Here is a 15,975-nt window from a genome sequence, read left to right on the forward strand (position 1 = left end):
GAACCCGCACGATCCAGAGGACAACAGCATCCGCACGCCGCGGGGGAAGCCGGTGGAACTCCGGCACTGACCCGCAACGGTGATAGTCCGACTGCCCGTGGCGCGCGGCAGCTCCACCGACCCGTCGAGGACAGCGGGACAGGGAGGCGCAGTGATCAGGAAATCCGCGCTGGTCGCGGTCATCGCGGCCGCGCTGGTGGCGACACCGCAGGCGCACGCGGCCGAGCTTTCGTCCGGCACGTGGCTGGCCGGCCAGTTCGCCGAGGGCGACCGGCTCTTGAGGTTCCCGAACGACCCGGCGTCCGGTGATCCCGGGCTCACCGCGGACGGCATCTACGCGCTGGCGGCGGCCAAGGCGGGGAAGACGACCGCCACGAAGGCCGCCGCGTGGCTGGCCGCGTCGCCGCAGCTGGAGACGTTCGTCGGGGACGGCGAGGCCGAGTCGTACGTCGGCGGTCTCACCAAGCTCGCGCTGGTTGCGCAGACGCTGGGCACGGACCCGGCGAAGTTCGGCGGGGTCGACCTGCTGGGGCGGCTCGGCGAGCTGCAGGAGGCCGACGGGCGGTTCCGCGACCGGACCGACCCGTCGTTCGACCAGACCAACGCGTTCACGCAGGCGCTGGCGATCATCGTGTTGCAGCGCGCCGGGCAGGACGTGGCCAAGCCGGTGGCGTTCCAGGCCGCGGCGCAGTGCCCGGACGGCGGGTTCCCGATCGTCTTCGGCGAAGCGGTCTGCAAGTCCGATGTGGACGGAACGGCGCAGGTGCTGCAGGCGTTATTGGCGGCGGGGGAGAAGACCGCGTCCGCCAAGGCGCTCGACTGGCTCGTGTCGCAGCAGCAGGCCGACGGTGGTTTCCAGGCGATGACGCCGCCGACGAACGCGAACACGACCGGCCTTGCGGTCGGTGCGCTGGTCGCGGGTGGCCGCACGGCTGCCGCTGACAAGGCGGTGGCGTTCCTGAGGACGTTGCAGGTCGGCTGTACCGCACCGGAAGCCCAGCGGGGCGCGATCGCGTTCGACAGCAAGGGTTTCGACGCCGGGACGGTCGTGCGTTCGACCGTGCAGGGCATGCTCGGGCTCGCACGGGTGAGCCTCGCCGAGGTGTCGGCGTCGTCCGCCACGGCCGGTGTGCCCGCGATCGACTGCACCACCACGCCGCCGTCGTCCGTCACTCCCGAACCGACGACGACCGCGCCCGCTCCGGCAGGACCCGAGGCGCCGGCAGACCCGCCGCTCGCCGCCACCGGTCCCGACCAGGCCGTACCGCTGACGTTGTTCGGTTCCTTCGCGGTGCTCACGGGCGCCGTGCTCCTCGTCGTGTCCCGTCGTCGGAAGGTTGGTGCGTGATGCGCCGCGTCCTCGCTGTCCTCGCCCTGCTGGCGAGCACGTTCGTCGTCGCCTCTCCCGCGTCGGCCGATTCCTGTTCGGGCGTCAAGGTCGTCGTGGACCTCTCCGCGTTCGGCGGCGGTGTCCAGACCGGTTGTGCCGCAGGCGATCCGTCGTCCGGCTTGACCGCACTGACCGGTGCGGGCTTCACGTACTCGTTCGTGCCGCGCCAGCCCGGGTTCGTGTGCCGGATCAACGCGCTGCCGAACCCGTGCACCGCGCCGACCACCAGCGCGTACTGGTCGTACTGGCACGCCACGCCCGGCGCGTCCTGGACCTACAGCACCTCGGGCGCGGGCAGCTACGACCCGGCGCCGGGCACGGTCGAGGGCTGGGCGTTCGGCGCCGGCACCGCTCCGGGCGCCACTCCGTGAGGAAGCTCTTCGTCGCGCTGGCACTGGTGATCGCGTGCGCACCGGTGCCGGCGCACGCCGCGGGATGTGACGGCGTGACCGTCGTCGTCGACTTCCGCAGCCTCGGGGGAGGCGTGCAGCAGGGTTGCGCGCCGGGCAGTCCGGCGTCCGGTGTCGCGGCGCTGACCGCCGCCGGGTTCGGCTACACCTACGCGTCCCGCCAGCCGGGATTCGTCTGCCGCATCAACGCGAAACCGGGCACGGATGCGGACAAGTGCGTCAACGCGTCACCCGCCACGGCCTACTGGTCGTACTGGCACGCGCCCGCCGGTGGGGCGTGGTCGTACAGCAACCAGGGAGCGGCGACGTTCGCACCTGCCCGCGGCACGGTCGAGGGCTGGGCGTTCGGGGCGGGGGAGCAGCCGGGCATCGCACCACCAGCGGCTCCGGCCCCGCAACCGCAGCTGCCGGCACCACCGCCCCCTCCTGCCACCAAGCCACCCGTTCAGCAACCGCCCGCGACAACGACCACCACCGCGCCACCGGTGTCGTCCGAGGTCCCCACGTCGTCGTCCGCTGAGTCGGCTCCACCCACGACCACGGCTTCTTCGTCGGTTGCCGCGCCGTCCTCCACCGCCGTGGCGGAGAAGGCACAGCGGACAGAGGAGAAGTCCACCTGGCCGTGGACGGTGCTCGGCGCGTTGGTGATCATCGCGCTCGCCGTGGCGGGACTGCTCGTCGCACGGCGTCGGCGCAGCGTGGACGAGTGAGGCTGCACTCCGGCGCGTGGTGGCTCTGGGCCCTCGGCCTGGCCACCGCCGCCAGCCGCACGACGAACCCGTTGGTGCTGGGGCTGATCCTCGCCGTCGCGGGTGTGGTCGTGGTGACGTGCCGCGCGCCCACGCCGTGGGCAGGGACCTACGGCGTGTTCCTCAAGTTCGGCCTGCTGGTCATCGGCCTGCGGGTGGTGCTGCACGTGTTCCTCGGCGGGGTCGCGGGCCCGACGATCCTGGTCACACTGCCGCAGGTCCCGCTCCCTGACTGGGCGCAGGGCATCCGCATCGGCGGCCCGGTCAGCGCGGAGGGCCTGGTCTTCGCGCTGTACCAGGGGTTGTTGCTCGCGACGATCCTCAGCTGCGTCGGCGCCGCCAACGCCCTCGCCAACCCCAAGCGCCTGCTCCGCTCGCTCCCGGCCGCGTTGTACGAGGTGAGCGTCGCCGTCGTGGTAGCGCTGACCGTCGCGCCGCAACTGGTCGCGTCCGCCCGCTCGGTCCGGCGGGCGCGGCAGCTGCGCGGGGACACGGCCCGCGGCGCGCGGGCGATCCGCACGATGCTGGTGCCGGTGCTGGAAGACGCGCTCGACCGGTCCCTGGTCCTCGCTGCGTCGATGGACTCACGCGGGTACGGCCGCACAGCGGGCCTCTCCCGGCGCGATCGGGCGCTGACCGGAACGTTGGTGCTGGCCGGGCTGTTCGGGTTCTGCATCGGCACGTACGGGCTGCTCGCCGACGCCTACTCCGGCTGGCCGCTGCTCGCGATCGGTGGTGTGCTGGCCACCGCGGGCCTGCGGGTCGGTGCGCGCCGGGTGCCACGCACGCGGTACCGGCCGGACCGCTGGACGCCGCGGGCGATCGCGGTGGCGCTGAGCGGTGTGGCGGGAGCTGTGGTGCTGGTGTTCTCGGCGGATCCGGCGTTGTCGCCGTCGACGGTGCCGCTGGCCGCGCCGGAACTGCCGTTGGTACCGGCACTGGGAGTGGTGGTGGCCTTGCTGCCACTCGCGATCGTGAGGGAAGCATGATCAGGTTCGAGGACGTCACGATCACCTACGCCGAGCAGCCGGTGCTCGCCGGACTCTCGGTGGAGATCCCCGAAGGCGAGCTGTGCCTGGTCGTGGGCCGCACCGGCTCCGGCAAGTCGACGTTCCTGCGCGCGATCAACGGTCTCGTCCCGCACTTCAGCGGCGGCACCCTCGCCGGACGCGTGCTGGTTGACGGCCGTGACACCGCGAGATTCCCGCCGCGGGAGCTCGCGGACGTGGTCGGGTTCGTCGGCCAGGACCCGGTCGCGGGCTTCGTCGCGGACAACGTCGAGGACGAGCTCGCCTACTCGATGGAGTCGCTGGGCCTGCCGAACGACGTGATGCGCAAACGCGTCGAGGAGACCCTCGACCTGCTCGGACTCGCTTCCCTCCGCGACCGTCCACTCGCGACACTCTCCGGCGGTCAGCAGCAACGAGTCGCGATCGGCGCGGCCCTCACCGCGCACCCGAAGGTTCTCGTCCTCGACGAACCCACGTCCGCCCTCGACCCCGGTGCCGCCGAGGACGTTCTCGCTGCCGTGCAACGACTTGTGCACGACCTCGGCATGACCGTCGTGATCGCCGAGCACCGTCTGGAACGGGTCGCGCAGTACGCCGACCGCGCCCTCCTGCTGCCGGAAGGCGCGATCGGCGACGTCGGCGAGGTGCTCGCCGCGGCACCGGTCGCACCGCCCGTCGTGCGGCTCGCACAACTGGCCGGCTGGTCACCGGTGCCGGTCTCGGTCCGCGACGCACGCCGGGTGGCAGCGCCGTTGCGGGCGGAACTCGCCCAACCCGCCACCGAACTCCCGCCGTCGACCGAACCGGTGCTCCGAGCCCACGACGTGGTGGTGAAGTACGGCGATGTCCAGGCCGTGCGCGGAGTTTCGCTCACGGTCGGCGCCGGCGAACGGGTCGCGGTGATGGGACGCAACGGTTCCGGCAAGTCGTCGCTGCTCTGGGCCGTCCAAGGCAGCGGCAAGCGGACGTCCGGCACGGTCGACGTCAGCGGCACCGACCCCAAGGCGCTGAAGCCGGCCGAGCGCCGCAAGACCGTCGCGCTGGTGCCGCAGCAGCCGTCCGACCTGCTCTACCTGGAGACCGTCGCCGAGGAGTGCGCCCAGGCCGACCACGAGACCGGACAAGAGCCGGGAACGTGCCGGACGCTCCTCGACGGCCTGGCGAACGTCCCGCAGGACACCCACCCGCGGGACCTGTCCGAGGGCCAACGGCTCGCGCTGGTGCTCGCGGTGATGCTGACCGGCGCCCCGGACGTGCTGCTGCTCGACGAACCCACGCGTGGCCTCGACTACCCGGCGAAGGAAGCGCTCGCCGCGACCCTGAAGAACCTCGGCGGCGCGATCGTGCTCGCCACGCACGACGTCGAGTTCGTTGCCGAATACGCGACCCGTGTGATCGTGATGGCGGAAGGCGAGATCGTCGCGGACGGACCGGCGCGCGAGGTCGTGACGTCGTCCCCGATCTTCGCGCCGCAGGTCAGCAAGGTCCTCGGCCCGTGGCTGACGGTCGCCGACGTCGAGGCGGCGCTGTGATCGCGATCCGCCGCAGGTCGGCGCTCGCCCTCGCGGTGTCCGGGGTGATCGGGCTGGCGGCGTTCACGTGGCCGTTGTTCGTGGCGCCGTCCAGCGACATCGCGCATGGCGGCGACGCGCCGTGGACGTTCGCGTTGCTCCTCCCGCTCGTGCTGGCCGTGGTGCTGGCAGAGTTGAGCGACCACGGCATGGACTCCAAGGCGATCGCGATGCTCGGCGTGCTGTCCGCGCTCGGCGCCGCGATCCGGCCGCTCGGCGCGGGCACCGCCGGGATCGAGACGATCTTCTTCCTGATGGTGCTCGGCGGCAGGGTGTTCGGGCCGGGCTTCGGGTTCGTGCTGGGCAACACCACGTTGTTCGCCTCCGCCCTGCTCACCGGCGGAGTTGGCCCGTGGCTGCCCTATCAGATGCTCGGTGCGGCCTGGGTCGCGCTCGGCGCCGGGTTGCTGCCGCAGTGGCGAGGCAAGGCCGAGATCGCGCTGCTCGCGGCGTACGGCGTGGTGAGCTCGCTGGTCTACGGGTTCCTGCTCAACCTGTCGTTCTGGCCGTTCGCGGTCGGCGAGGGCACGTCCGTGAGCTTCGACCCGGACGCCTCGGCGGGCGCGAACCTCGTGAAGCTGGCGGCGTTCACGCTCGCCACCTCGCTCGGATGGGATCTCGGAAGGGCCGTCACGACCGCGGTGCTCGTCGCGGTGACCGGACCCGTGTTGCTCAGGACGTTGCGCCGCGCCGCGCGGAAAGCCTCCTTCACATTGGCTCAGACCATTGACGGCTGAGAGGAGGAATGGCCAGGCTGGGCAGTGGGTCGCCGCCCCCGACTCGTGAAGGAGGAGTCGTGAGAACTCGGGTTCTCGCCGTGGTCGTCGCCGTGACCGCCGCGCTCTCCGTGAGCGCGCAGTCGCAGGCAGCGGAACCGCTGCAAGGTCTGGTCCCGGCACCGGTCTCGGTCCAGGCCAGGTCTGGCGTCACGCACACCCTGACGACCGGCACCAAGATCTACACAGCCCCGGCCGCGCGCGACGTCGGGAACTTCCTGGCGGGCGTGCTGCGACCGTCGACGGGGTTCGCGCTGCCCGTCTCGGACACGACCGGCACACCCTCCGACGGCATCTCGCTGCTGCTCTCGGGCGCACCGGGCACCGTCGGCCAGCAGGGGTACCAGCTCGACGTCGCGGCCGGCTCCATCGTGTTGCGCGCCAACACCTCCGAGGGCCTGTTCGCGGGCGTGCAGACGTTGCGGCAGCTGCTGCCCGCGGCCGTCGAGAGCACGACCGCGCAGTCCGGCCCGTGGACCGTGCCGGGGGCGTTGATCGTCGACTACCCGCGGTTCTCCTACCGCGCGTCGATGCTCGACGTGTCCCGCCACTTCCACCCGGTCGCGTCGGTCAAGCGGTACCTCGACCAGCTCGCGCTCTACAAGATCAACTACTTCCACCTGCACCTGAGTGACGACCAGGGCTGGCGGATCCAGGTCGACAGCTGGCCGCGCCTCACGACCTACGGCGGCAGCACGCAGGTCGGCGGCGGTGCCGGCGGGTATTTCACCAAGGCGCAGTACAGCGAGATCGTGCAGTACGCGGCCGCGCGCAAGATCACGGTGATCCCCGAGATCGACATGCCCGGCCACACCAACGCGGCCCTCGCGTCGTACGCGGAGCTGAACTGCAACGGCCAGGCCCCGGCGCTGCGCACGGACACCGAGGTCGGCTACTCCTCCCTGTGCGTGAACAAGGAGATCACCTACCAGTTCGTCGACGACGTGGTGCGCGAGATCGCGGCGCTCACGCCCGGCCCGTACTTCCACCTCGGTGGCGACGAGGCGCACTCGACGTCGGAGGCCGACTACCAGACGTTCATGAGCCGGGTGCTGCCGATCGTGAAGAAGTACGGCAAGACCGCGGTCGGCTGGCACGAGTTCGTGAAGACCACGACCGACACCACCGTGATCCCGCAGTACTGGGGCACCACGACGTCCAACGCGGTGGTGCAGGCAGCGGCGGCGCGCGGCAACAAGGTCATCATGTCGCCCGCGAACAAGGCGTACATCGACCAGAAGTACAACGCCGGCACGCCGCTGGGCCTGTCGTGGGCCGGTCTCATCGAGGTCCAGGACGCCTACAACTGGAACCCCGGCACGCACCTCAGCGGCGTCTCGGAGTCGTCGGTGTTCGGCGTCGAAGCTCCACTGTGGACGGAAACGCTGGTGACCTCGCGCGACATCGAGTTCATGGCGTTCCCGCGGCTCGCCGGCCACGCGGAGCTCGGCTGGTCGCCGTGGTCGACGCACAACTGGGACCAGTTCAAGGTGCGGCTGGGCAACCAGGCCCCGCGCTGGACGACCATGGGCATCAACTTCTACCGGTCGCCGCAGGTCCCGTGGGACACCGGCGGCCCGCCGCCCGGCCAGTGCGCGCAGCCGGCGTGGGAGCGCTCCAAGGTCTACACCGGCGGCAACCTGGTCTCGCACAACGGCCACAAGTGGACCGCGAAGTGGTGGACGCAGGGCGAGGAGCCCGGCACCACTGGCCAGTGGGGCGTCTGGCGCGACGACGGCGCCTGCTGACCCGACCTGATGATCCCCGAGGGGGCGGACGACTAACGTCCGCCCCCTCGGGGTATCTGGGTGTCGTGAATGCCCGAGTTGCCGTATTTGCCCCGTCCCCTCAGCTGACCGTCACCGTCGAGGACCTCGACGGTGAGCCCGACGTGCACCTGCACGCCGGAGGCCAGGGTTTCTGGCAGTCCCGGATGATCGCCGCGCTGGACGTCGAGGCGGTCGTGTGCGCGACCTTCGGCGGCGAGACCGGCCGTGTGCTCAAGACACTGCTCGAAGGCGAACATGTCGACCTGCGCGCACGGGACGTCGCCGCACGCAACGGCGCCTACGTGCACGATCGCCGCGACGGCAGCCGTGACGAGATGGTCGAGATGCTGCCCGACGCGTTGTCGCGGCACGAGCTCGACGACGTGTACGAGTCGGCGTTGCTGGAAGGCATCCGCGCGGGGACTGCGCTGCTCAGCGGCCCGTCCGACGACCGGGTGCTGCCCCACGAGACGTACTTCCGCCTCACCTCGGACCTGACGAACAACGGCTGCCGCGTGATCGTCGACCTCGCCGGTGAGCGGCTGGCGGAGGCCGTGCGCGGTGGCCCGCACGTCGTGAAGGTCTCGCACGAGGAACTGGGTGAGGAGGACCTGACCAAGCTCATCGCGAAGGCCCGTGAGATCGCTGCTTCGTGCGTGCACGGCGTGGTGGTGTCACGTGCCGACGAACCCGCGTTGGCGCTGCTGGAAGACAAGCTCTACCTCGTGCAGATGCCTCGCCTTGAGCCCGTGGACACGCGTGGCGCCGGCGACTCCATGACGGCGGGGATTTCGGCGGGCCTCGCGCTGGGTATGTCGTTGGAGGACGCGGTGAAGCTCGGTGCGGCGGCGGGCGCGGTGAACGTGACCCGGCACGGCCTCGGCAGCGGCGGGGGAGAAGCCGTGCGCGAGCTGAGCAAGCGCGTGGAACTGGAGCCGATCGAGGAATGAGCGGGATGCGGGCGCTGATCACGAACGACGACGGAATCGACTCTCCCGGCCTGCTGACCCTGGCGTCGGCCGCCGTGTCGTGCGGGCTCGACGTGGTGGTCGCGGCACCGTCGGTCCAGGCCAGCGGCACGAGCGCGTCGGTCGCGGCGGTCGGCGACACCGGCCGTGTGGTGAGCGAACGCCGCACGGTGCCCGGTCTGGACGCCGAGGCCTACGCCGTCGCGGCGCATCCGGGCCTGATCTCGCTGATCGCCTGCCGCGGAGGCTTCGGCGGCAGGCCGGACGTGGTGCTGTCCGGCGTGAACCTGGGCGCGAACGTCGGCCGCGCGATCCTGCACTCCGGCACCGTCGGCGCGGCACTGACCGGCCACCTGAACGACGTCACGTCGATGGCGGTCTCGCTCGACGTGGGATTGGACGGGCCCGAACCGTTGTGGGACAAGGCAGGCGAGGCCGTGCGCGCCGTCCTGCCGATGCTGCTCGAACAGCCGGTCGCGACCGTGTTCTCGCTGAACGTCCCGAACATCGTTGACGTGCAAGGACTCCGCTGGGCCGAGCTGGCGCGCTTCGGCACCGTGCAGAGCCGCGTGGACGACGTGGGCGAGAACGAGGTGGAACTGGTCCACGTGTACGCGGAGGACAAGCCCGCCCCCGGCAGCGACGCGGCGTTGCTGGCCGAGGGCTACGCGACGCTGACCTCGCTGGTCTCCGTCACCTCGGCCCCTGCTTCGCACCTGCCCTTGCCGGCCTGGCCAGCGTGATCAGCAGACCGATCAACGCCGTGCGGATCTCCAGGAACCCCTCGGCGGTGACGTCGTCGACCGAGAAGGCCAGCATCCCGAACCCCAGCAACAGCACCAGCCCGTACATCCGCGCCGTGTCGAGCCGCCAGGCCGTGACGACGCCCATCACCCCGACACCGATCTGGATGACGTGGTAGTTCGGGTCCAATCCGAACAGGTCCAGGTATCCGAAAGCGAGCTGCAGCAGCCCCGCCGTGAGGGTCAGCGCCTGCGGCCTCGTGAACTCGAACTGATCGCTCAACAAGGCCATGGGAGTGCCTACCCTTCGGATCGCCGCCAGACCGCGTCGTACTTCGCTTGTCGCTCGCGGTCCCGCACGGCGTTTCGTTCCCGGCGGCCTTCAGTCGCCGAACCCCGTGGATACCCGTACTTCGTCAGGCGGTAGTCCACACTTTCAGGTGCGTAGGACAGCGCGAAGTACAGTCCTACAACGAAACCGAGCGCACCGCACGCAATTGCGAGAGGCCACGGCGACCCTAGTCCGAACACGAGCGCCAGCGTGATGGCCGTCGTCAGGGGCGTGACCTGCACAAGGCTGCGCACCGTGAACCGCAGCAACCACTTCGGACCGGTCACGTCGTCGAAGACGAACTCCCGATATTTCTGCGGAAGCCGCCCACCCGCGTAGTACCAGACCTTCAGCGCGGGGTTCACCGCGTGGCCTTCGCGATCACCTTGTGCAGCACCTGGTTCAGCTGCGCGAGCTCTTCGAACGTCATGTCCAGCTGCTCCACGACCTTGAAGGGGATCTTCAGCGCCTCCCGCCTGAGCTCCTGCCCCTGTTCGGTCAGGGTCAGCGCCAGCGCCCGCTCGTCGCTCTTGTCCCGCTGGCGCTCGACGTACCCGATCGCCTCCAGCCGCTTGAGCAGCGGGCTGAGGGTGCCGGGGTCGAGCTGCAGGACGGAGCTCAGGTCCTTCACCGTGCGCGGCGACCGCTCCCACAGGGCCAGCATCACCAGGTACTGCGGGTGGGTGAGGTTGAGCGGCTCCAGGATGGGGCGGTAGACCGCGATGACCGTGCGGGAGGCCACGGCCAGGGCGAAGCAGACCTGTCGCTCGAGTTCGAGCGGGTTCTCGGGGATGCTTGGTGTACTAATCATTGGTGTACACATTAACGCGCCTGGATGGCGGGGACCAAGGGATGTGGCGCAGTGCTCAGGTTCGGTGGCGTTGGCTCGGGTCCCGTGCCCGCCGAGTTTCGGCTGTCTGTGCCCGGTTGGGTTGTCTGGGGATCTGAGCCTGTCGGGTGGGCGACGCTGTGTGCGTCGGCCGGGTTGCCGGGATCTTGAGTTGGCCGGGTTGCCGCCGGGATCCCGTGTTGGCCGGGTTGCTGCCGGGATTTTGTGTCGATCGGGTGGTGAATGATCTGTGCCGGCGGGCTGTCAGGAACCTGCGCCGGCCGGGTTGTCAAGGATCCGTGCCGGCTGCCTGTGGACAGGTCGTGCTCCGGCCGTTGTTGTCCACAGATCGTTCGCGGGGCCCTTGACACGTCGGCGACGCCGCTAAGTTGAAGTGCGAATGGGTGGCGGCGGCCTGCCCCCTGGGTGGGCGGGGCCTCTCGTTCGCGGCGCCTCCCGCTCTCAGCGGCATCCCTCGTTCTCAGCCGCACCTTTCGCTCTCGGCTGAGCTTTTCGCTCTCAGCGGCATCCCTCTGTCTCGGCGGTGCCTCTCGTTCTCAGCGGCGCTTCCCGCTCTCGGTCGCGCTTTCCGCTCCCAGCCGCGCTTTCCGCTCCCAGCCGCGCTTTCCGCTCCCAGCCGCGCCTCTCGCTCCCAGCCGCGCCTCTCGCTCTCAGCCGCGCCTCTTGTTCGTGGCGGCGCCGGCCGGTGGGCGGTTGGTCACTTCAGGGCTTCGGCCAGCACCTCCGCCGTCACCGCTGCGCCTGCCGTGGTCATCACGGTGCCGCCGTGGTCGACCTCGTTGATCAGCACCGGCTCGTGCAGTGCGTCCAGCTCGGCGGCGAAGGCGGCGGCCTGTTCCACTGTGTAGGCCGGTGCCGAGTCCGGGCCGGTGCTCCACTCGGCGTGCACGAACCACGTCGGCACGGTCAGCTCCTGCCAGCGCGACTGGCCGAAGACGACGTCGCGGGTGTCGGCGGCCAGGGTTTCCGCGGACAGCCTGAGGTGGCCGTCGGGCGTCAGGTCGTGGGCGTAGTACTCGCGGGTCCGCGGGTCGGTGACGTCGGTCAACGGGTTCAGCGTCGCGTGCACGGCGAGGTACTCGTCGACGGTCCACGTGCGTTGGCGCGCTGCCAGTTGTGGGGCCAGTACGGCCGTGAGCATTTCCTCGGTCAGTTGGGCGTGTGCTGCCATCGGGAGGCCGCCGTCCACCAGCACGAGCGCGCGCACTCGGTCCGGATAGCGCACGGCCAGGTCTACGCCCACGTAGCCGCCCATGGACATGCCGGTGACGGTGGCCTTGTCCAGCTGCAACGCGTCGAGGACGCGGACCATGTCGTCGGCGTGCTGCTTGATGGTGGCGCCGGTGAGTTCGTGGCTGTCGCCGCGGCCGCGCAGGTCTGGGGTGACCAGGGTGAAGTTGTGGGCCGCGACCCAGTTCCACAGCTTGCGGCTGCCGCTGACGCCGTGGATGGCGAGCACGGGTGCGGTGTCGCCTTCGTGGACTTCGACGGCCAGGTCGCCGCCGTCTACTGGTACTCGCATGTGCGTGCTCCTCAGGCCTTACCGGGGTTGAACAGGTTGAGGGGGTCCAGGGTCTGCTTGATCGACTGCTGGACGGCGTGCGCGGCGGGGCCGAGCTCGCGGACCATGCCGTCGCGTTTGAGCAGGCCCACGCCGTGTTCGCCGGTGACGGTGCCGCCCAGTTCCAGAGCCTGGTCGATGATGTCGTCGAACGCCGATTGCGCCGCGACGCGCGCGGCGTCGTCGCCGGGTGGGGTGATCAGCAACGGGTGCAAGTTGCCGTCTCCTGCGTGGGCGATGGTGGCAATTTGCACGCCGTGACGTGCACTTATCTCCTCGATGCGGGTGAGCATCGCCGGGACCGCGGAGCGCGGGACGCACACGTCCTCGGTCAGCAGCGGGCCGAGGCGTTCGAGGGCGGGATAGGTGAGGCGGCGGGCCGCGAAGAGGGCTTCGGCCTCGGTCGAGTCGGTGGAGCGTTCGGTCCAGACGGCACCCGCGTCGGTGAAGGCGGCGGCGAGGCCGTCGGCGTCCTCCGGTGTCTCGGCGCGGGCCAGCAGCATGGCCTCGGTGTCCGGCTCGATGCCCAGGTGCTTCCAGTCCTCGACGGCCTGCAGGCACGCCCGGTCGATCAGCTCCAGCGCGGCGGGCTGCAGGGCGCGGCTGGTGCTCAGCGCGACCGCCTGACCCGCGGTGACGAGGCTCGGGAAGGCGCCGACGACGGTGATGGACGGCGGCGGGGCCGGCCGCAGGCGCAGGGTGATCTCGGTGACGACGCCGAGCGTGCCCTCGGAGCCGACGACCAGGCTGGTCAGGTCGTAGCCCGCGACGCCCTTCGTCGTGCGCCTGCCCAGCCTGACCGCGGTCCCGTACGCGACGGGGCCGCCCATCACGACCTCCAGGCCGAGCACGTAGTCGCGCGTCACGCCGTACTTCAGGCAGCAGAGCCCGCCCGCGTTGGTCGAGACGTTGCCGCCGATCGTCGACCACGGCGAGCTCGCGGGGTCCGGCGGGTACCAGAGTCCGAGCTCGGCGACGGCCTTCTTCAGGTCGTCGTTCACGACACCCGGCTGCACGACCGCGAGCAGGTTCTCCTGGTCGATCTCGAGGATGCGGTCCATCCTGCCGAGGTCGAGGACCAGACAGCCGTCGACGGCGTTGGCGCCGCCCGACAACCCGGTGCCCGCGCCACGCGGCACGATCGGGATGTCGTTCTCGGCGCAGGCTTTCACGGCCCGCTGAACGTCCTCAGTGGACTGTGGGCGCAGGGCGGCGAATGGGGTGCCCGCCGGTGCCCACTCCGCCTCGTCGTGGCTGAGGCCGGCCAGCGTGTTCGGGTCCGTGATGAGACCGGGGAGCTTCATGGCCGCTCCAATGCGCCGTGGGCGGCCTTGTGCGCCACCCGTTCCAGTTGGGCGCCCCACTCGGCGGGCGTGGTGTCCGTGTGGATCGGCACGACACCGAAGCCCGCGACCGCGAACCGCGCGAAGAGCACCAGGTCGAAGGCCTGCGCGGGGGAGGCGAGGGGCGGCGTGAGGATCGTGGCGATCTGCAACGCGCCGGTGTTCAGCTCCTGGGTGCCGGTGGCGATGAGGTCCGGCTCCTTGATGATCACCGCACGACGTCCCAGCTCCAATGCCCACTGCTCCGGCGTGATCGTGTCGATCGCCGTGCGCACGGCTTTCACCAGTGCCGCAACGGGATCCGGGCCGGGCACGAGTGCGCGGACGATCCGGCTGAGGAACGCGTCGTACCAGAAGATCGCGGCCTTGGTGCCGAACGTGCGGAACAGCGTGCGTTCGGAGACCCCCGCGCGGTCGGCGATCGCCTTGGTCGAGGTGGCGGCGAAGCCCTGGCCGAGGCACAGTGCGATGGCCGCCTCCTGGATCGCGAGGCGGGTGCGCAGGTCCTTCGCGGCACGTGTGGTGAGCGTTTCCACGCGGCCACGCTAGCGCAATCTGTCAGTTACTGCCAGATTTAGTGTCAGCAAGTGTCAGGTGTCGGCGGCGCCTGGTGGGGTAGACGACTGGCATGGCCCGGACCACGGTCGTCATCGCCACTCGCAACCGCGCCGACAGCCTGATGCGCACTCTCACGCGCCTCAGCGAGCTCGCGGTGCCGATGATCGTGGTCGACAACGCGTCCACCGACGACACGGTTTCCCGTGCGCGCAAGGAGTTTCCTCGCGTCTTGCTGCTGGGGTCGGCGGTGAACCGGGGTGCGACCGCGCGCAACCTCGGCGTGCAGGCGGCGCGGACACCGTTCGTGGCCTTCGCCGACGACGACTCGTGGTGGGCCTCCGACGCGTTCGAGCGGTCGGAGCCGATCTTCGACGCGCACCCGGACCTGGCGTTGATCGCCGCACGGACGCTGGTGGGACTCTCGGAGCAACCCGACCCGATCACGCCGCTGCTGCGCCACAGCCCGTTGGGCGAAGGCGTCGCCGGGCCGGCGGTCCTCGGGTTCATGGCCTGCTCGGCGATCGTGCGGCGGCAGGCTTTTCTCGACGTAGGTGGCTTCAGCCCGGTGTTGTTCTTCCGCGGCGAGGAGACGTTGCTGTCGTGGGACCTCGCGGCGGCGGGGTGGGCGCTCTGCTACGTCGAGGACATCGTGGCGCACCACCACCCGGCGGCCGAGCGGGCGCCGGACGGGGAGATCGTCGAGCGGCGCAACGCCGTGCTCGCGTCGTGGATGCGACGGCCGGTGGGCAGCGCTCTCGCGGCGTCGCTGAAGGACCCGCGGGCGTTCCGCGCGGCACTACCCCTGCTGCGCGAGGCGCTCCGGCAGCGTCGTGAGCTGCCGGAACACCTGGAAGCGCAGATCAGGAAAGTGAGCGCACGGCAGCCGCGAGGCGGGTGATGCCCTCGTCGATCTGCTCCGGCGTGACACCCGAGAACGCGAGGCGGATCTCGTTGTCGCCGCCCTCCAGCAGGAAGTCGGAGCCCTTCACGAACTCGACGCCGTGCTCCTTGGCGACCGGCGCGAGCTTCTCGATCGACACGCCGGGCAGCTCGACCCACATGAAGTAACCGCCCTGCGGCGCCGTGAAGACGGCCTCCGGCAGCTCACGCTGCAGCGCCGCGACGAGAGCGTCCCTGCGCGCGCGCAGCGCGGTGCGGACGTTCACGACCGACTCGTCGAGACGGCCCGAGCGGCAGTACGAGTTCACGATCGACTGCGCGACCATGTTCGGCGAGATGTACGTGGTGGTGGCGATGTCCTGGACCGCCTTGATGACGGCCTTCGGGCCCACCAGGTACCCGCAGCGGATGCCGGGCGCCATGGTCTTCGAGAACGACGACGCGTAGACGACCTTGTCGTTCTTGTCCTGCGACAGCATCGTCGGCAGCGGCTCGCCCTCGAACCGCACCTTCACGTACGGGTCGTCCTCGAACAGCACGAAGTCGTACTCGGCCGAGAGCTCCAGCAGCCGCGCGCGCTTCGCCTCCGACAGCGTGTAGCCGGCCGGGTTGTGGAAGTTGGGGATGATGTGCGCGAGCTTCGGCCGCACACCGCTCTCCAGCAGCTTCGCGAGCGCGTCGACGTCGATGCCGTCGGTCTCCAGCTCGATGGCGTGGATCTTCGCGCCGCGCTGGCGCAGGTTCAGCAGCGTGCGGTCGTAGGTCGGCGCCTCGACCACCACGTCGTCGCCCTCCTGCACGAGCAGCTCGAACAGGAACGCGTCGGCCTGCATCGACCCGTTGGTGACGAGCACCTGCTCCGGCTCGACGTCGTGCTGCTCCGCGAGCCACGTGCGCAGGGGCACGTAACCGACGCTCGTGCCGTACGCGAACGTGCCGCCGGGGTCGTCCGTGAAGGCTTTCTGCGCCGCTTCGCGCAGACCCTCCTGGTCGATGATGTCGAGAGAGGGCGCTCCGCGCGTGAACAGGATCGAGGCCATGCGCGG

The 15,975-nt window shown here is 70.4% G+C and carries 17 protein-coding genes and 1 riboswitch; of the genes, 10 read left to right on the forward strand and 7 right to left on the reverse strand.

The genetic code is table 11. The annotated features are described in order from the left end of the window. Positions 1 to 9 precede the first annotated feature (9 nt). A riboswitch (cobalamin riboswitch) is annotated at positions 10 to 118 on the forward strand. Between the two features lie 33 nt (positions 119 to 151). The 9 genes from ACFWV3_RS05205 (at position 152) to surE (ending at position 9,386) form a co-directional block, all read left to right on the forward strand. Further along, positions 152 to 1,348 carry an LPXTG cell wall anchor domain-containing protein gene (locus ACFWV3_RS05205; RefSeq protein WP_382408466.1) on the forward strand — a complete coding sequence of 399 codons (1,197 nt, stop codon included), beginning with the start codon at positions 152 to 154 and terminating at the stop codon, positions 1,346 to 1,348. Then, positions 1,348 to 1,761 carry a hypothetical protein gene (locus ACFWV3_RS05210; protein ID WP_382408469.1) on the forward strand — a complete coding sequence of 138 codons (414 nt, stop codon included), beginning with the start codon at positions 1,348 to 1,350 and terminating at the stop codon, positions 1,759 to 1,761. The genes ACFWV3_RS05205 and ACFWV3_RS05210 overlap by 1 nt, the downstream gene beginning before the upstream one ends. After that, positions 1,758 to 2,510 (forward strand): hypothetical protein, encoded by a 753-nt coding sequence (locus tag ACFWV3_RS05215; protein WP_382408471.1) that lies wholly within the window; start codon positions 1,758 to 1,760, stop codon positions 2,508 to 2,510. The genes ACFWV3_RS05210 and ACFWV3_RS05215 overlap by 4 nt, the downstream gene beginning before the upstream one ends. After that, a complete protein-coding gene (locus ACFWV3_RS05220; protein WP_382408473.1) occupies positions 2,507 to 3,538 on the forward strand; it encodes a CbiQ family ECF transporter T component in 1,032 nt (343 codons plus the stop codon). Before ACFWV3_RS05215 ends, ACFWV3_RS05220 begins: the two co-directional genes overlap by 4 nt. Beyond that, on the forward strand, positions 3,535 to 5,091 hold the full coding sequence (locus ACFWV3_RS05225) for an ABC transporter ATP-binding protein (RefSeq protein ID WP_382408475.1): 1,557 nt from the start codon (positions 3,535 to 3,537) through the stop codon (positions 5,089 to 5,091). The genes ACFWV3_RS05220 and ACFWV3_RS05225 overlap by 4 nt, the downstream gene beginning before the upstream one ends. Then, entirely contained in the window at positions 5,088 to 5,867 is a 780-nt protein-coding gene (locus ACFWV3_RS05230; RefSeq protein WP_382408477.1) for an ECF transporter S component, read from the forward strand. The genes ACFWV3_RS05225 and ACFWV3_RS05230 overlap by 4 nt, the downstream gene beginning before the upstream one ends. An 8-nt stretch (positions 5,868 to 5,875) precedes the next feature. After that, a complete protein-coding gene (locus ACFWV3_RS05235) occupies positions 5,876 to 7,654 on the forward strand; it encodes a family 20 glycosylhydrolase (protein WP_382408479.1) in 1,779 nt (592 codons plus the stop codon). A 65-nt stretch (positions 7,655 to 7,719) separates the two neighbouring features. Further along, entirely contained in the window at positions 7,720 to 8,625 is a 906-nt protein-coding gene (locus ACFWV3_RS05240) for a 1-phosphofructokinase family hexose kinase (RefSeq protein ID WP_382408482.1), read from the forward strand. Beyond that, positions 8,622 to 9,386 (forward strand): 5'/3'-nucleotidase SurE, encoded by a 765-nt coding sequence (gene surE, locus ACFWV3_RS05245; protein WP_382408484.1) that lies wholly within the window; start codon positions 8,622 to 8,624, stop codon positions 9,384 to 9,386. Before ACFWV3_RS05240 ends, surE begins: the two co-directional genes overlap by 4 nt. Here the strand turns inward: surE and ACFWV3_RS05250 are convergent. The 6 genes from ACFWV3_RS05250 to ACFWV3_RS05275 form a co-directional block, all read right to left on the reverse strand. Next, entirely contained in the window at positions 9,337 to 9,669 is a 333-nt protein-coding gene (locus ACFWV3_RS05250) for a hypothetical protein (protein WP_382408486.1), read from the reverse strand. The two genes, surE and ACFWV3_RS05250, sit on opposite strands and share 50 nt — an antisense overlap. Before the next feature lie 17 nt (positions 9,670 to 9,686). Continuing rightward, positions 9,687 to 10,082 (reverse strand): DUF5313 family protein, encoded by a 396-nt coding sequence (locus ACFWV3_RS05255; protein WP_382408488.1) that lies wholly within the window; start codon positions 10,080 to 10,082, stop codon positions 9,687 to 9,689. Next, the gene (locus tag ACFWV3_RS05260; RefSeq protein ID WP_382408491.1) at positions 10,079 to 10,528 is read right to left on the reverse strand and encodes a MarR family winged helix-turn-helix transcriptional regulator; all 450 of its coding nucleotides are present in this window, start codon (positions 10,526 to 10,528) and stop codon (positions 10,079 to 10,081) included. The genes ACFWV3_RS05255 and ACFWV3_RS05260 overlap by 4 nt, the downstream gene beginning before the upstream one ends. Positions 10,529 to 11,264: 736 nt before the next feature. Further along, positions 11,265 to 12,089 carry an alpha/beta fold hydrolase gene (locus tag ACFWV3_RS05265; protein WP_382408493.1) on the reverse strand — a complete coding sequence of 275 codons (825 nt, stop codon included), beginning with the start codon at positions 12,087 to 12,089 and terminating at the stop codon, positions 11,265 to 11,267. Positions 12,090 to 12,100: 11 nt separating this feature from the next. Beyond that, complete coding sequence (locus ACFWV3_RS05270) at positions 12,101 to 13,432, reverse strand: FAD-binding oxidoreductase (RefSeq protein ID WP_382408495.1); 1,332 nt, start codon at positions 13,430 to 13,432, stop codon at positions 12,101 to 12,103. Further along, positions 13,429 to 14,007, reverse strand: coding sequence for a TetR/AcrR family transcriptional regulator (locus tag ACFWV3_RS05275; protein WP_382408497.1), 579 nt, complete (start codon positions 14,005 to 14,007; stop codon positions 13,429 to 13,431). The genes ACFWV3_RS05270 and ACFWV3_RS05275 overlap by 4 nt, the downstream gene beginning before the upstream one ends. Before the next feature lie 92 nt (positions 14,008 to 14,099). On the opposite strand from ACFWV3_RS05275, the gene ACFWV3_RS05280 reads away from it, so the two are divergent. Beyond that, on the forward strand, positions 14,100 to 14,927 hold the full coding sequence (locus ACFWV3_RS05280; RefSeq protein WP_382408499.1) for a glycosyltransferase family 2 protein: 828 nt from the start codon (positions 14,100 to 14,102) through the stop codon (positions 14,925 to 14,927). Here ACFWV3_RS05280 and ACFWV3_RS05285 read toward each other — a convergent pair. Continuing rightward, complete coding sequence (locus ACFWV3_RS05285) at positions 14,890 to 15,969, reverse strand: PLP-dependent aminotransferase family protein (protein ID WP_382408500.1); 1,080 nt, start codon at positions 15,967 to 15,969, stop codon at positions 14,890 to 14,892. The two genes, ACFWV3_RS05280 and ACFWV3_RS05285, sit on opposite strands and share 38 nt — an antisense overlap. Positions 15,970 to 15,975: the final 6 nt, after the last annotated feature.

Source organism: Lentzea sp. NPDC059081 (genome assembly GCF_042738015.1).
Classification (GTDB): domain Bacteria; phylum Actinomycetota; class Actinomycetes; order Mycobacteriales; family Pseudonocardiaceae; genus Lentzea.

What these genes read in the sequence shown, in the direction of transcription:
- ACFWV3_RS05210 (WP_382408469.1), top strand. Translation starts at nt 1,348, where the DNA reads ATGCGCCGCGTCCTCGCTGTCCTCGCCCTGCTGGCGAGCACGTTCGTC.
- ACFWV3_RS05225 (WP_382408475.1), top strand. Translation starts at nt 3,535, where the DNA reads ATGATCAGGTTCGAGGACGTCACGATCACCTACGCCGAGCAGCCGGTG.
- ACFWV3_RS05235 (WP_382408479.1), top strand. Translation starts at nt 5,876, where the DNA reads ATGGCCAGGCTGGGCAGTGGGTCGCCGCCCCCGACTCGTGAAGGAGGA.
- surE (WP_382408484.1), top strand. Translation starts at nt 8,622, where the DNA reads ATGAGCGGGATGCGGGCGCTGATCACGAACGACGACGGAATCGACTCT.
- ACFWV3_RS05260 (WP_382408491.1), bottom strand. Translation starts at nt 10,528, where the DNA reads ATGATTAGTACACCAAGCATCCCCGAGAACCCGCTCGAACTCGAGCGA.
- ACFWV3_RS05265 (WP_382408493.1), bottom strand. Translation starts at nt 12,089, where the DNA reads ATGCGAGTACCAGTAGACGGCGGCGACCTGGCCGTCGAAGTCCACGAA.
- ACFWV3_RS05270 (WP_382408495.1), bottom strand. Translation starts at nt 13,432, where the DNA reads ATGAAGCTCCCCGGTCTCATCACGGACCCGAACACGCTGGCCGGCCTC.
- ACFWV3_RS05280 (WP_382408499.1), top strand. Translation starts at nt 14,100, where the DNA reads ATGGCCCGGACCACGGTCGTCATCGCCACTCGCAACCGCGCCGACAGC.
- ACFWV3_RS05285 (WP_382408500.1), bottom strand. Translation starts at nt 15,969, where the DNA reads ATGGCCTCGATCCTGTTCACGCGCGGAGCGCCCTCTCTCGACATCATC.